Annotated in this window: 12 protein-coding genes and 1 pseudogene; 3 read left to right on the top strand and 10 right to left on the bottom strand. The window is 69.5% G+C overall.

Annotation, left to right across the window (positions count from 1 at the left end):
- Nucleotides 1-7 precede the first annotated feature (7 nt).
- The 7 genes from OHS57_RS31175 to OHS57_RS31145 all read right to left on the bottom strand — a co-directional run bounded on the left by OHS57_RS31175 (nucleotide 8) and on the right by OHS57_RS31145 (nucleotide 5,568).
- The gene (locus tag OHS57_RS31175) at nucleotides 8-718 is read right to left on the bottom strand and encodes a 4-carboxy-4-hydroxy-2-oxoadipate aldolase/oxaloacetate decarboxylase (RefSeq protein WP_328584063.1); all 711 of its coding nucleotides are present in this window, start codon (nucleotides 716-718) and stop codon (nucleotides 8-10) included.
- Nucleotides 715-1,413 (bottom strand): RraA family protein, encoded by a 699-nt coding sequence (locus OHS57_RS31170; protein WP_241778676.1) that lies wholly within the window; start codon nucleotides 1,411-1,413, stop codon nucleotides 715-717. Before OHS57_RS31170 ends, OHS57_RS31175 begins: the two co-directional genes overlap by 4 nt.
- Complete coding sequence (locus tag OHS57_RS31165; RefSeq protein ID WP_328584062.1) at nucleotides 1,410-2,147, bottom strand: RraA family protein; 738 nt, start codon at nucleotides 2,145-2,147, stop codon at nucleotides 1,410-1,412. The genes OHS57_RS31170 and OHS57_RS31165 overlap by 4 nt, the downstream gene beginning before the upstream one ends.
- Nucleotides 2,144-3,178: a hypothetical protein gene (locus OHS57_RS31160; RefSeq protein WP_328584061.1), complete on the bottom strand. Its 1,035-nt coding sequence runs from the start codon at nucleotides 3,176-3,178 to the stop codon at nucleotides 2,144-2,146. The genes OHS57_RS31165 and OHS57_RS31160 overlap by 4 nt, the downstream gene beginning before the upstream one ends.
- A gap of 6 nt (nucleotides 3,179-3,184) precedes the next feature.
- Nucleotides 3,185-4,189, bottom strand: a complete 1,005-nt coding sequence (locus tag OHS57_RS31155; RefSeq protein WP_328584060.1) for an amidohydrolase family protein — start codon at nucleotides 4,187-4,189, stop codon at nucleotides 3,185-3,187.
- Nucleotides 4,190-4,441: 252 nt separating this feature from the next.
- Nucleotides 4,442-4,960 carry a GNAT family N-acetyltransferase gene (locus OHS57_RS31150; RefSeq protein ID WP_328584059.1) on the bottom strand — a complete coding sequence of 173 codons (519 nt, stop codon included), beginning with the start codon at nucleotides 4,958-4,960 and terminating at the stop codon, nucleotides 4,442-4,444.
- A 41-nt stretch (nucleotides 4,961-5,001) separates the two neighbouring features.
- The gene (locus tag OHS57_RS31145) at nucleotides 5,002-5,568 is read right to left on the bottom strand and encodes a helix-turn-helix domain-containing protein (RefSeq protein WP_328584058.1); all 567 of its coding nucleotides are present in this window, start codon (nucleotides 5,566-5,568) and stop codon (nucleotides 5,002-5,004) included.
- 83 nt (nucleotides 5,569-5,651) lie between these two features.
- Between OHS57_RS31145 and OHS57_RS31140 the strand changes: the two genes are divergently transcribed.
- Both OHS57_RS31140 and OHS57_RS31135 read left to right on the top strand, forming a co-directional pair.
- Nucleotides 5,652-6,485, top strand: a complete 834-nt coding sequence (locus tag OHS57_RS31140) for a serine/threonine protein kinase (RefSeq protein ID WP_328584057.1) — start codon at nucleotides 5,652-5,654, stop codon at nucleotides 6,483-6,485.
- Nucleotides 6,482-6,748, top strand: a pseudogene (locus OHS57_RS31135) (hypothetical protein); the annotation flags it as partial. The gene OHS57_RS31140 and the pseudogene OHS57_RS31135, both read left to right, overlap by 4 nt.
- Before the next feature lie 290 nt (nucleotides 6,749-7,038).
- On the opposite strand, the gene OHS57_RS31130 reads toward OHS57_RS31135, so the two are convergent.
- From OHS57_RS31130 to OHS57_RS31120, 3 genes are read right to left on the bottom strand one after another with little or no spacing between them, the layout of a single operon-like run.
- The gene (locus OHS57_RS31130; RefSeq protein WP_328584056.1) at nucleotides 7,039-8,127 is read right to left on the bottom strand and encodes a DNA helicase; all 1,089 of its coding nucleotides are present in this window, start codon (nucleotides 8,125-8,127) and stop codon (nucleotides 7,039-7,041) included.
- Nucleotides 8,124-9,977 (bottom strand): DUF1998 domain-containing protein, encoded by a 1,854-nt coding sequence (locus tag OHS57_RS31125; RefSeq protein WP_328584055.1) that lies wholly within the window; start codon nucleotides 9,975-9,977, stop codon nucleotides 8,124-8,126. Before OHS57_RS31125 ends, OHS57_RS31130 begins: the two co-directional genes overlap by 4 nt.
- Nucleotides 9,974-13,099 carry a helicase-related protein gene (locus tag OHS57_RS31120; RefSeq protein WP_328584054.1) on the bottom strand — a complete coding sequence of 1,042 codons (3,126 nt, stop codon included), beginning with the start codon at nucleotides 13,097-13,099 and terminating at the stop codon, nucleotides 9,974-9,976. The genes OHS57_RS31125 and OHS57_RS31120 overlap by 4 nt, the downstream gene beginning before the upstream one ends.
- A gap of 97 nt (nucleotides 13,100-13,196) precedes the next feature.
- Between OHS57_RS31120 and OHS57_RS31115 the strand changes: the two genes are divergently transcribed.
- On the top strand, nucleotides 13,197-13,490 hold the full coding sequence (locus OHS57_RS31115) for a hypothetical protein (protein ID WP_328584053.1): 294 nt from the start codon (nucleotides 13,197-13,199) through the stop codon (nucleotides 13,488-13,490).
- Nucleotides 13,491-13,880 lie beyond the last annotated feature (390 nt).

Below are 13,880 nucleotides of genomic sequence, written 5' to 3'. Positions count from 1 at the left end.
GGCCGGCTCAGTCCGTCGGGTCCGGCCGGAAGCCGTAGATGTCCAGGGTCAGTTCACCCTCGGCGATCCGGCTCATGTAGCGCGCCTCCGCCGCCTCGCGCGCGAGGCCGCCCGCCAGGACGTCCGCGGTGGCGGCCCGGGGGATCACCACCACACCGTCGGCGTCGGCCACGACGAGATCGCCCCGGGCGACGGTGGCGAGGCCCAGGGTGACGGGGGAACCGACGGTGCCCGGGTCGTCCTTGACCGTGGTGCGCACGGCCACCGAGGAACTGAACACGGGAAAGCCGCGCCGGCGCAGCTGGTCGGTGTCCCGTACCCCGCCGTCGATCACGAGCCCGAGCACCCCGCGCGCCTGCGCGGCCGCCGTGAGCACCTCGCCCCAGTAACCGCAGGCCTCCTGCCGGCCGTCGACCACCAGCACGTCGCCGGGCAGCGCCTGTTCGAGTGCGAGGTGCAGGGGGAGGTTGTCGGCGGGCGCGGTGGAGACGGGCAGCGCACGGCCGACCACGGCGGCGCCCGGCCACACCGGGCGGACGCGCGGCGGGAGGTAGCAGTCGAGCCCCGATGCCTCGTAGAGCGTGGCGGTGCCGAGCCGCGAAAGGGCGGCGGCGTCGGTGGGTGAGATGTCGGTGTGCGTGGTGTCCGTGGGTGAGATGTCAGTGTGCGTGGCGTCGGTGTGCGGTGTGTCGGTGTGTTCCGAAGCGGCGGTCGTCATGCCTGGTTCCTCTGCAGCAGGTGGTATCCGTGGGCGGCCCGCGCTGCGGCCAGCGAACTGCCGGCCAGCACGTCCTCGACGATGCGCTCCTCGCGCTCGTGGATGGTGCGGCAGATGTCGGCGAGTTCGTCCTCGACGTCGAGCGGTACGGTCACCGCTCCGTCGTCGTCGGCGATGATCAGCTGGCCGGGCGCGATCTGGACCCCGGCGACGCTGACCGGGCACTGGACGTCCCGTACCTCGACCCGGTCCTTGCCGGTGCGCATGTAACGGCCCCGGGTGAAGAGGGGGTAGCCGACGCCGAGGGCCCGGTGCACATCGCGGCAGACACCGTCGATCAGGGTGCCGGCCACCCCGCGGTCGTCGGCCATCGCGGTGAGGATGTCGCCCCACACCGTGCAGTCGGTGCGCCCGCCGTTGTCGAGTACGGCCACCTCACCGGGGCGCACGTCGTCCAGATAGTCGCCCACCGTGCCCGCCGGATGGCCTGCGGCCATGTACGAGACGGTGTAGGCGCGGCCGAAGACGCGGGTGCCGGGGGTGAGCTGGCCGATGCCGTGCAGACATCCGGCCCTGCCGATCCGGTCGAGGGCGTCGGAGACGGTCGCGGTCGAGTAGCCGCGCAGCGGATGGCCGGGCCCTGTCCCGGGCTCGGTCCCGTCGGCGGTTCCACGGGGGCTGAGTTGATCGGTCACGAGCCGGACTCCTCGGTCGCGGGAAACTGACTGTCGTGCATCACGTCGGCCACCGGCCGTCCCCGGTCGACCGCTTCGGCCACGGCGGCCTCCCTGGCGACGATCCGCTCGGCGAACGCGACGATCCGCTCGGCGTCCTGGCCGGGTACGAAGGCGACGCCGTTACCGTCGGCGATGACGAAGTCCCCCGGACCGACATCGATCTCGCCGAACCGGATCGGCTCGTCCATGGCGAGCTGCACCACCCGGCCGCGCGCGCTGACCGGCACGACGGCCCGTGCGAAGACCGGCATCCCGAGGTCGCGGCTCTCGCTCGCGTCCCGGCAGGCACCGTCGACCACGACTCCGGCGACGCCTCTGGCGACAGCGGCCCTGCTGAGGATCCCGCCCCAGCAGGAGACGTCCAGCCGGCCGTCGTTGGCGATGACGATCACATCGTCAGGGCCCGAGACGTCCACGGCCGCGGCCGCGATGTGCCCCGCGGGCCGGTCCGAGCGGCGCGGCCCCGCCGTCACCGTACGTACCCGTCCCGCGATCACCCGGTCCACCTGCCACACCGGTGCGGGGCCGAGCACCACGCTCGCGAGCCCGTACGCGTCGAGCGCGTCGGAGACCGCGCAGGAGTCGAGCGCCCGCAGCCGGTCGAGCACACCATCGACGGGGGCCGGCTCCGGTGTGACGGCCCGCTCCGGTGTGACGTCCTGGCCCGGTGTGAGCGCCTGTTCCGTTGTCATGCGCCGTCCTTGTCGCCGGGAGCCTGCCAGGTCATGAAGGCCATCGCACAGCCGGTCCCTGCCTCGGCGCGGTAACACGGCTGGTAGTCCACGAGTTCGGCGTCGAGTGCGGTGTCCCGCAGCGCGCCGGCCACCACGATCCAGTTCCGCAGTTCGGAGGTGCCCGACCGCAGCACGTCGTCCGGCAGCGCCCGCAGGTACTCTGCGTCACGGTCCGCCAGGGCGGCGAGGAAGGCGCGGTCCAGTTCCTCGTCCACGACGAAGTGACTCAGCCCGCCGGAGGCGACAAGCCCCACCCGCAGCCCTTCGGGGAACGCCCGTATCGCCTCGCCGAGCGCCACACCGAAGTCGTAACAACGCGCCGCGGACGGCGGGTTGGGCTGCCAGAAGGTGTTCACGAAGACCGGCACGGTCGGCGGTACGTCACGGCCGCCGAGCACCTGCTGGAAGATGAAGCCCCAGCCGTGCGGAATTCCTGAGTTGCCCCACTCCCCCGGCGGCAGGTGCTTGGACGCCGCCGGGTCGAAGCCGGCGGCCGACGTCTGGCCGATCAGATGTCCGGCGAGGGCGGGATGACCGGCCCGTACCGTGCTGCGCTCGGGCTGGTTGGCGACCTCGGCCACGGCCAGGCCCGGCTTCATCCCGTCCAACTGCTCCTGGGTGAAGGGCTCGTGGCGCATGGTGTCGCCCCAGTAGACGGCGAACTGCGGCAGCAGCTCGTCGCCGAAGACTTCCTTGTGGTCGCTGCTCACGACCACCAGGACGTCGAGGGCAGCGTCCTTGATCCGCCGGCCGAGTTCCGTGACGGCGGCGCGGCTCGCGGAGTGCCGGCGGCGGCGCTCGTCCGGCGCGCACTCAGCGGCGAAGCCCGGTGCGCGCAGCGCGAGCAGTTCGTCGTAGGGGTACTCGACGCCCCGGTAGACCAGTGCCTTGTTGGCACGGTCGGCGCCGGCCCGCAGATCCCAGTCGTCCGGCGGTGTGTTCAGCAGCGGCCCGTGCGAGGTGCCGACGCCCAGTACGAGTTCGGCCACGGTCCCTCACACCTCCAGCCGGAACAGCTTGGCCGCGTTGGTCTCGAACAGCGCCGACCTGTCGTCGTCGGTCAGCCAGTCGATGTCCTTGATCAGCAGATGGATGTCGTCCACCCAGCGGCCGGTCGCCGGGTCCTTCACCGATCCGGTGCCGGGCTTCTCCGTGCCGAACAGACAGCGGTCCACACCGACGGTGCGGATCAGGAACTCGATCGAGTCACGGGTGTAGAGGCAGGTGTCGTAGTACAGGCGGCGCAGCCGCTCCTCGAAGGTGGTGCCGGCCCGGAACGCCGCCGGGTAGAAGCGGCCCTTCTGGTACGGCACGGCGCCGCCGCCGTGCGACACGACGATCTTCAGCTCGGGGAAGTCGTCGAGGACGGTCGACTGGAGCAGTCCGGCGACGGCCAGGGTCTCCTCCTGCACGAAGTGCAGCGAGTAGCTTTCCCTGGCCGGGGGCCGGCAGGCGGCCGAGTGGATGATCGCCGGCACGTCGAGCTCGCACAGCGCCTCCCACACCGGGTACCAGAAGCGGTCGCCGATGGCCGGCGGCTGCTGCAGTCCTTCGTACGGGTCGGTGTTCAACGTCGCTCCGACGAAGCCGAGTTCTGTCACGCAGCGGCGCAGTTCCTTCGTCCAGGCAGCCGGGTCGAGCGCCATCGACTGCGGCATCCCGGCGACCCCTCGGAACCGGCTGTCGGCCTCGCAGCACAGCGCGATGACGTCGTTGGTCTCCTCGGTGAACCACTCGACCAGCTTGGCCGGGCTCTCGCTGTGCATCATCTGGAACGGCCGGGGCGAGATGAACTGGATGTCCACCCCGGCCTCGTCGAGGTGGCGCAGGTGCGAGACGTTGCCGAAGCTCGGGTGCGGTGCGTTCAGCGCCTCCACCACGTGTTCCTTGGTCACCCCCGAGCGCCCACGCCCATGAGCGCCGCGGTGGGAGAGAAGTCCGGCTTTGTACGCGTAGAGCTTGTCGGGGGCCGTGACATGCCCGTGGACGTCGATATACATCGCGCTGTCCTCCTCGTGGACGTAACGGGCAGCGGCCCGCCGTGACCCGGGGAGGAGATCTCAGAGTCCTACCCGGGTGTCCTGAACCATAAGGAGGGTGCGCCCTATGCGGAATAGTTCGTACATGAATTCCTCATAGCGGTACGCAGGGCGACTTCCGGCCATCCAGGGCCGGTGTTCGGACATCGTGGCCGATAAGGCGACATACTAAGCCCCTTGGGTGCCGGTGGACCGGTCGCAGGCGCAGCTTCTTCAGCTGATCCTCTTGTAGAAGAAAGTGCAGTCCTGGAGGGTGCCGAACGGGTCGGTGGCATAGCCCGGCACCAGCCCGTACGGGGTCCAGCCCGCCGCGCGGTAGAGGCGGTCGGCGGCGCTGCCGGTCTCGGTGTCCAGGGTCAGCAGGGTGATTCCGGCCAGGGCGGCGGCGCGCTCGGCGGTCGCCAGCAACGTACGGGCCAGCCCCCGGCCGCGGGCGTCGGGCCGCACCATGAGCTTGACGACCTCCGCGCGGTGCCGGCCGTTCGCCTTGCCGCCGAGGGCCAGGCTGACGGTGCCCATGACGCCGGCGGGGCCTTCGGCGACCCAGACCAGCAGACCGCCGTCGGCCACGGCAGGGGCACGGTCGCGCCACCAACGCGCGGCGGCCCGCCGGTCGAAGGGCGCCAGGAAGCCGACGGACGCACCGCCCGCGACGGTCTCGGCGAGCAGCAGGGACAGCCCGTCCAGCCGGTCGGCGAAACCGTCCGGGGAGAGCGGAGTGACGGTGTGCACGGCAGCCCCCTTCGTTTCAGGCCCCTTCATTTCAGAGCCGGTCACGGAAGGACGATCATCAGGGCGTACCGCACAGGTCCGGGCCCCGGGCAGTAGAACCGGGAAGCGCCCCACAGTCGGAAGCGCAGACAGTCGCCGGCCCGCAGCTCGTGCGTCGCGCCGCCCGCGCTGATCTCCAGCGCGCCGTCCAGAACCCAGATGTGCTGCTCAAGACCGGGCACGGGCGGCTCGTCGTACGAGACGCCGCCGCCCGCCAGCAGCACGCCCTCGACCAGTTCGCCGCGCAGCCCGGGGTGCGGCGGGGAGACCGATCTGCGGGTGAAGCCGGCCGCTTCGTCCCGCCAGAGCGACTGCCGCTCGGCCCTGACCAGTTGGGGCGGCTCCGACTCCACCTCGGCCAGCAGCCGGGACATCGTGCGCCCGTACACGGCGCACAGCTTGTTCAGCAGCGCGGCGGTCGGGCTGATCTCGGCACGCTCCAGCCGCGAGAGGGTGGAGCGGCTCACCCCCGTACGCTCCGCCAGTTCGTCCAGCGCCCAGCCGTGCTCGACGCGCAGTTCGGCGAGCCGGCCGGCCAGCCGGGTCTCGACATCGTTCTTGCTTCTCATATTCGAGAATATATCCCGAATACGGGAGAGACTGTTCGTCTGCGCCGGTGAGCGGGAAGGTCAACCGATGGCACGATGAGCGCATGGCCGTTCATCCGCTGTTGGCAGTCCAAGAGACCCCCGAACTGGAGCCGTTCCTCGGCCGGGTGGGCGAGGTGTTCACCACCTTCCGCGGCCAGGACTCGGGATGTGTGTCCTACGGCGTGCGGCTCACCGACGGCAAGCGCTGGTTCGTCAAGGAGGCGCGGACGGAGGACGGCCAGCGGTCGCTGGACCGGGGCTGGGCCTTCCACCGGGCCATCCGGCACCCGGCGATCGTGCCGCAGGTCCACCGGATCGCGGTGGCGGGCCGCTGGGCCGTGGTGATGCCCTGGCGGGACGGCGAGGTGCTGTACCGGCCCACCGCCGACGCGCCCGGTGACCGGACGAGCCCCGGCAGTGCGATGGCCAGGTTCCGGGCGCTGCCGGTGGCCGAGGTGCTGCGGGCCCTGGACCGGATCCTGGACGCGCATCTCGCGGTCGAGGACGCGGGCAGGGTGGCCGTCGACTTCTACGACGGCTCGCTGCTCTACGACTTCACGGAGCGCAAACTCCACCTCATCGACCTCGACGAGTACCGTTCCGGCCCGTTCGAGCTGGCGCATGACCGACTGCCGGGCTCCCGGCGGTACATGGCGCCCGAGGAGTCCGAGCGTGGCGCCGTCATCGACGCGCGCACGACGGTCTTCACCCTCGGCCGCGCCGCGCGCCTGCTGCTGGACGCCGGCGACGAGGAAGCGGCCTGGCGCGGCAACGCCGCCCAACTCGCGGTGATCGCACGGGCCGTCCGCTTCGACCCGGCGGAACGCTTCGAGACGCTCAGGGAGTTCGCCGACGCCTGGCGGGCGGCCGGTCAGTCGCCCGCGACGGCCGGCTGACCGCGACGGGCCTGCTGGCCGGCCGCCCGCTGCCGGGTCTGCACACCGCCCCGGACGGCGCTGGCTGGGTCCTCGCCCGGCTGGCCTGGCTGCCGGTCTTCGCCGCGGCGCTGCTGGTGTCCTGGGCGGCATTCCGCCGCTACGAACAGCGGCGGCCTGCCGGAAAAGGCAGGTCCGCCGTTGTGGAGGTGGGCGCAACGGCCCGGTCGATCATGGTGGGACGTTCACGAGATCCCCTGACCACCCGTAACGCACCTAGTTGATCAGAGACTTCCCGAGGGCCTCAAGATCATTACCCTGAAATATGCGCATACATATATGCAGGGCGCATGCAAATGATGCCAGCGACCTTGGCCGGAGACCCGAGAGCGGACCGCCTCAGCCCAGACCTGCCTGGCAGCCTGGTTTGGCGACAGACGCCTGCGACGTGGGACGCTCCCCGCCGCTTGCAGCCGCCCGCCCCGCCCGAGGCCAGCTGCGCATGCTGCTCGCAGGAAAGGGGCGCCGGCAGATAGCGGCTAACGCGCAAGCGTGAGGCGCGGGTGGTGATCCATCAACCGCGCATCAGCACGCTCGCGCCTACCTCCGCGAGCACGGGCGGCTCACCATCCCCTTGGTACGCAAGATGCAGCTCCCGCCGCGCTCGGGTGGCAAGCACGTAGTACGTCATACGGAGCGACGCCGACGACGGATCGGTAGCGGCGTCGGTATGTGTGTCGGGTACGACCACGATGTCGAACCCGAGACCCTTCGCACTGGCGCGATGCACCAGGACAAGACCCGGTCGACCGAGATCCAGGCTGCGATAGCGCCCCTGTGTGGCCTGGGCTGTGTACATCTGAGGCCTGAGGTGCGGGGCGTTGTGCTCCAGGCGGGTGAGCAGGTCGAACTGGGTGCGAGTGGAATTGACGATCACGCCGATGCTTTGTCCGGGGTGACTTTCGGCCATCGTGATGAGAAAGTCGATGACTGCTCCCTGGTGGATCAACCGGTGCAGCCGCGGTACGGGCCCCTCGCGATCCGGGGGGTCGGGCAGATCGGCTCCAGTGTGGAAATGGGCGGCGAAGGCTGCGATCCGGCGGGTATTGCGATGATTCCCTTCGAGGTCGTGGCGGCCGCAGTTCCCCAGACGCTGGGTGATCTCTGCGAGAGTGGAGTGGGTTTCGGTGAGACGCTGGCATTCGTCGGCATAGACCGTGATGCGGGCCCGGAGCAGGCGGCACAGCCGGTAGAACTCGGGCGGCAAATCCTGGCCTTCGTCGACGACAAGGGTAAGGCTAGGGACCGGCTCTGCGACAGCGGCCCTCTCGAAGAAGGCTGGCCAGTCGTACCAGCCGTCGTCGCCGCGCGGGGCGTCCGCGCCGTACCACTGGGCAAGCCAGGAGTGCGCAGTCGCCACGAGTACGCCGCCGTCGGCCGGACCGAGCACCTCAATGACAGGTGTGAGGGACTGGCGCAGCAGGTTGGAACGGGTCAGCAGGACGACCGGTGTGCCGGTCAGCGCGAGCATGACGGCCCGCTGAGCGGCCAGAAGACTCTTTCCGCTGCCAGGTGGGCCACTGACCAGGTGATTTCCGTCGAAGGGAAGATCCTCGAGTGACGCGCGCTGCTCAGGTGCGAGATCCATGTAGGTGAGGGTCATGAGGTCGTCTGCCCCAGGGCGGCTGCCGCAGCGGCCCAGGCTGCGACGACGATGGGTTCGAAGTAACCGGGCACGTGTTCGCCGCCGACGACGAGCGCGCGGTCGAGCAGGGCGTTACCGGTCTCGCAACTCGTCTCGGGCAGGAGAGCGCAGGCGTGGCAGGCCGCCCGGTTGAGGTTGCCGAACCCCTGACCGGAGTGCTCGGCGCAGAGTGGGTCTGCCGAACACCAGGCCGCGGCTTCGGTCATCCGCAGGAGTGTCTCGGCCAGACGTGGGGCTTCGCCTTGCTGGACGAGGCCTCCGAGGGTGCCTTCGGCGTCTCCCGCGGCGGTGTACACGAGGATTCCGTACTGGTCCTGTTCGGGACGTGCGTAGATCCGTTCGCGGAGGCTGGCCGTCGTGTAGCCGGATTCAAAGGAGAGCTGGCGGATGAGGAGGTGCGCGAGCGTGTGCAGGAGGACGAAGCGGGGGGAAAGCTCCGCCCCGGTCAGTGCCGCTAGGCGGTCCTTCTGAAATGAGCGGTCCAGGTCCGCGCGCATTCCGGACACACGCTTACGGACCCGTGAGCTGCCTTCCCAGTTCGCTAGCTCCTGGTGGTCGAGGGTAAGGAAGAAGCCCTCGCCAAAAACCTCGACGGCCGGCAGCCACTTGAGGCGCCGCGCGGTATCGGCAGGAACGACGGTGGAGTCCGGAGAGACCCGGGTGAAGCCCGACAGGGCACGCACCTCTCGCAGCCGGTCGGCAAGGATGATCCTGCCGATGCGGCGCCGCAAGCCCGCCCAGGGGTCTTGCGTTTCGTGGGCGAGGCCGAGGGTGGTCTCACGCAGCGCGAAGTCACGGGTGGCCGGTGGCACCGGTGCCGTCAGGGCTGCCCATTCCTCACGGCTGAGGTCAGGGCGGACCGGGGTAGCCGGTGAGCCGGGGGACACCGCCGTGGTCTGGCCGGTTTCCGCGGCAGTAAGGGCGTCGAGGAGTTGGTCGTCGGCGCCGGTGTCCTCCCGGATCATCGTCCGGAAGACCTCGGCACGCGGTGTCCCCGCCACCCGACACAGTGACACCCACAGGTCGTGTTCGCGTACCCGGCCGGCGAGTTCTTCGTCGGCGTACACCGGGGCTTCCGTCTCCGGGATGTCGAGCGCCGAGTGCACGACCGGGTAATACAGGTTGCCCGCTGTGCGCTGTACGACCTGCACAGGCTTCACGCAGTCCATGGCTTCGGTGGCTCGCTGCCAGGGATTGCGTCCCGAGCATCGCATCCCGTGCGTGCCGAGGATGTCGAGCAGGTCCCGGGAGGCCCCGCATCCCTTGTGGGCACAGGCGACGGAGAGTGCTTCGAGGCCGGAGGCGCGCTCGGAGACCTGGAAGCGCAGCATCTCGCGTTCGCCGCACTGACGTCGCTCGTCGGATTCGCGCCGCGAATGGGCCCAGAACCACCAGTCGATGTCGCTCAAATGACCAGCCGCACAGATCTGCACGAATCGCATGGGCGCGAGCGTCCGAGCGGGTGAGCAGGATGGGCAGCGTGGCGGCAACCCCGGCTTCTCATCGGCGATGCGCCAGCGCTTCATACGGCGGCAGGCTCCGCAGAACAGCCAGGACGGGAAGCGGATGTAAGGAGCGCCGGGAGAATCGGGGCTGTCGAAGCGTTCGTTGACGGTCGCGGGAGCGGCGTAGAAGCCCGTCACGCCGAGCCGCGAGGCGAGCCGGGGCGACTCGACCTTCTGCCTGGCCCGCGACGGCCAATCGCCGATCCCGGTGGCAACGAACGACTCACCCTGGATGTCGACGACGGCTCCGACCCCGAAGGGCAAAACGGTCTGCGACTGGCGTACCCGTAGCGTGCGGGTCACAGGTCGGCTCCTTTTACCATCACGCGGCATTCCCGGTCGACGTTGCGCATGGAGTTCGGCGTCTCCCACAGTCCGTACGTTTGCTCGAAACTCTTGATCAAGTTCGACTGCCCTTTGCCCTGGCTGCGGTAGTACAGCTCACGGCCGGCCTTTCGTGCCTCGCGTGCGGCGTCTTCCCAGTCGGCGAGAAGTGCCGCCAGTTCCTTGCGTACCGCGTCCGCGGCGAGCGGCTCACCGGCTCCGGCCCGCGACGTCAGCTCCTCGACGAGTCCTTCTGCCTCGGGCAACCAGTCGAGGATCTGCCCGGCCTGGTTCTCCGCGGCCAACCCCAGGCGATGGCGTACGAGGATGACAAGCGCGGCATGCAGGGCGCGACGGCGTGAGGGGACAGACCAGGGAGTAACGCTGGTCGGTTCGACGTGCCGGTAAAGCGAGCGGTGGTACACGTCGAAGGTCTCGTAGTGGGAGCGGTCCCTCGGGCGGGTGGAGTTGAAGAACGTGACGACCAGACCGGGCACCGTGTGCCGACCCACGCGACTGGTGGCCTGGATGTATTCCGAAGTCGTCTTCGGCTGGCCTTGCATGAGCATCAGAGCGAGGCGCTTCACGTCGATGCCGACGGACAGCATGTTGGTGCACGGCAGGAAGGACACCGACTGCGGGTCGGTCCAGGCTTTCTCCAGGCGGTCCAGCAGTACGGGTTGCTCTGCGCGGGGCAGGTTACTGGTCAGTTCCTGAACCTGGTGGTCCGACAGCTTTCGCACGTCTGAGCCTGAATCGAGTCCGGTGAGCTGCGCCGGGATGTCATCAGCGGCGGCCGTGACGGTGCGGCCCAGTTCGCGCAGGCTGTGGTGGTAGGCGACCAGCGTCCAGTAGGCGTCCCGGTGTTCCTCCGGCAGCTCCCAGGCCCCCTGGAGCATTGCGGCAGCGGTGGCCACGGCAGCGCGGCCCGCCGTGTGTCCCTGAGCCATGACACCCAGGTAGCGGCGTCCCGGGCGGGAGGTGTCGGGTTCGGCGAAGTAGGAGTGGCGGGCGTCGAGCCCAGCGGGCGGGAAGAGCTGAACGCCACGGCCATAGAGCGCGCGGATCTGTTCGCCGGAGCGTCGGATGGTCGCCGTGGACGCTACGACCTTGGGTCCGATACCGTCGCGCGTTGTACACAGGCCGAGCACGGCGGATTCGTACAGCCCCACGGTGGTGCCGAGGGGCCCGGTCAGCAGGTGCAGCTCGTCCTGGATGACGAGGGAAGGCGGCAGATTCCCGCCGCCCCTGCCGAACAGCCGGCCCGAGCGCGGCTCCCACGCCAGTCGGGCGAACTTGTCCACGGTGCCGAGGACGAACGTGGGCGGCCGGTCGTACAACTGCTCGTCGACGACGCTGACCGGCAGCTCGTCGTGGAAGGCGCATTCCTGACGCGGGCAGTAGAAGGCGAACGAGTCGGCGGTGACGCGTACTCCGTAGTCGCCGATATCCGGCGACTTGCGGATGGGCATGATGCGGGTGCCGCACCACGGACACCGGTCGAGGATGAAGACGTCGTCCGGCCGAGTGGCGGCGCGCACGTCGTCGAAGGCTGTACGGGCCTTGTCGTACGTGTTCGGCGAGGTCGCCTCGCCTACCCACAGACCGATCGAGAAGGGCTCCTGCCCGTAGGTGGCCGGGTCGGCGCGTCGCATAGTTTCCAGAGCGCAGACGGTGGTGGCCGCGCGCTGGAACTGCTGGGTGGTGAGGAGGCTCAGGGTGTAGCGGCTCAGGACAGCGGTCCCACCACCCTCCGGTTCACCCCGGCGGAGCACCATGGCGAAAGCCGCGAGCAGGAGGTAGGCCTCCGTCTTGCCTCCGCCCGTCGGAAACCAGATCAGGTCGGTCATCTCGCGGTCACGGTGCCGGGGGTCGGCGACTCCGTCCAGAGCCAGCAGAAAGAACGCCAGCTGGAAGGGCCGCCAGGTTGCGTCCGCGCTCGGCTGCGGGTCCAGGAGTACGGGGTCACGGCGGGACCGGCGTGCGCCTGCCTGATCGCCGGCGGAGTGACGCATCTGCAGGGCCATGGCACGGTTCGCGGTCCGAAACGCGTGCAACAGTTCGGGACGGTTGGGGTCGCAGAGTGTGCGAACGCCGGACTGGATACGGGTGACGGCGGTACCGATGCGGACGAGGATGCGGCCTGCGGCTTCGCGCCCCCATGCCGGGACCTCGGTGTTCAGTTGTCCCACATACCAGGCGTGGTAGTCGGACGCGAACTCCGCCAGTTCCTCACGGAGCTGATCAACCGGAACCTCAGCGTCGACCAGGTGAAGGACGTTCAGCACGGGAGAGTCGCGGAAGCCTGCGGCCCGGGTGCCGTGCACCTCGGCCTCCGGCATGACGGCGGCCTTCAGGCCTACGACCTGTCCGCCATCCTCATCGTACTGTTCCTCGACCGCGCAACTGTGGCCGACCGCATGCGTTCGCACGTGCCGGTACTGGAGGCGCAGCTCCTGTTCCTCCAGGTCACGGCTTGCCAGGCGGACACTCGGGTACTGCAGGACAGCCCCGTCCACCGGACGTGCTTCGAGACCGACCTGGAAGAGCATCCGATCCCATTGCGCGGCCTTGCCGAGCGCCTGTTCATGGCGCGCTGCGTTGACCAGAGCAACGGTGACCAGCTGTCCGCTGCCGAAGTCACGTCGCCGGATGCGGATTTCGGCTCGGCCGTCGAGCACGGTGATGTGGTCACGGTCTGGGCCGAGGGTGTGCGTCTCCTCGGGAAGCGGAGCGCGGTCCCAACGTCGGCCCCTCTCGCCGGTTGCGGCCCGAGTCACGTAGCGCGCGCCGATACAGCTGACGGCGATGTCGGTGGCATCGGTGAAGAAGCTGAGTCCGAGAGAGGACGGCAGCCACGAGTTGGACTCGGGCACCGGATCGTTGGAGGGGGCCGTGTCGTCGGCGGCTCCTTCCGTGCCGGTCCCGTCCAGTTCCTCAGCGGCTAGGTCCAGCTGTCTTTGCAGGTCGGCATCCTGCGGATACAGAGTGCCCATAAGGTACTGACGGTCGGGTGGGGCTTCTAGGGTCTCGTGCTCCCCAGCAGCCGGGCCCACCAGCTGGCGGCGCAGATAGACGACGAGTTCCTGTCGGGGGTCCATGCTGCTCCTCAGGAGTACGGGTCAGGGTTGATGCGGGGCTGCGGCATCAGGAGCGGCGCCAGCGCTCTCGGAATGATGTGCGGCTGTTGGTGCCTCCGTGCTCGACCCCGAGCTGTTCCTGAAGCTCGGTGATGCGGGCCCACGCGTCGTGTTCGGTCTGGGCGATGCGCTGGGCGGCCCGCTGCTCAGCAGCGTTCGCCCGGGCTGCCCCTTGCTCGTGGGCTGCTCGGATGGCATCGTCGCGCTCGACGAGCATGCTCTGGGTCTGCCGCAGTCGCTCTTGGAGAGCCTTGATACGCGCCTCCGCGTCATCGCGCTGCCGCCGCAGCCGCTGGTCGGCTTCGTACTCACGCTGCTGGGCCCAGGCCGTGCGCTCGGCCATGACCCGTAGAGCTTCACGGTGATCCTCTTCGAGGCGTGCGATTCTGTCGTCGGCCTGATTGTGCAGATGCTGTTCCTGGCGGAGTGCGGAGTAGGGACTCGTCGACGCGGCGCAGCAGTGCTTCCTCCTGGGCACCGAGTTGGCGTTCGGTGTCCGCATGAGCGGCGTCGAGCCGGGCGTCGGCACGGTCCTGCTCCTCGGCGAGATGCAGCCGGTGCTCGTGCCTCAACCGGGCCATCTGCGCCTCGTATTCTTCGCGGGCTGCAGTGAGGCTCTGCTCGGCTTCCGCCCGGAGTTGAGCGAGCTGCCGCTCGGTCTCCGCGCGGGCGAAGTCTCGCTCCAGCCCGGCCACCAAGTCCTCGATGCAGGCGGGGTCGGCCTCAGCCGGGGTGGTTGGCC

It is taken from the genome of Streptomyces sp. NBC_00370 (assembly GCF_036084755.1).
Classification (GTDB): Bacteria; Actinomycetota; Actinomycetes; order Streptomycetales; family Streptomycetaceae; genus Streptomyces.
The sequence above is the reverse complement of the archived record's forward strand: the minus strand, read 5'-3'. Positions and strand labels throughout refer to the sequence as shown.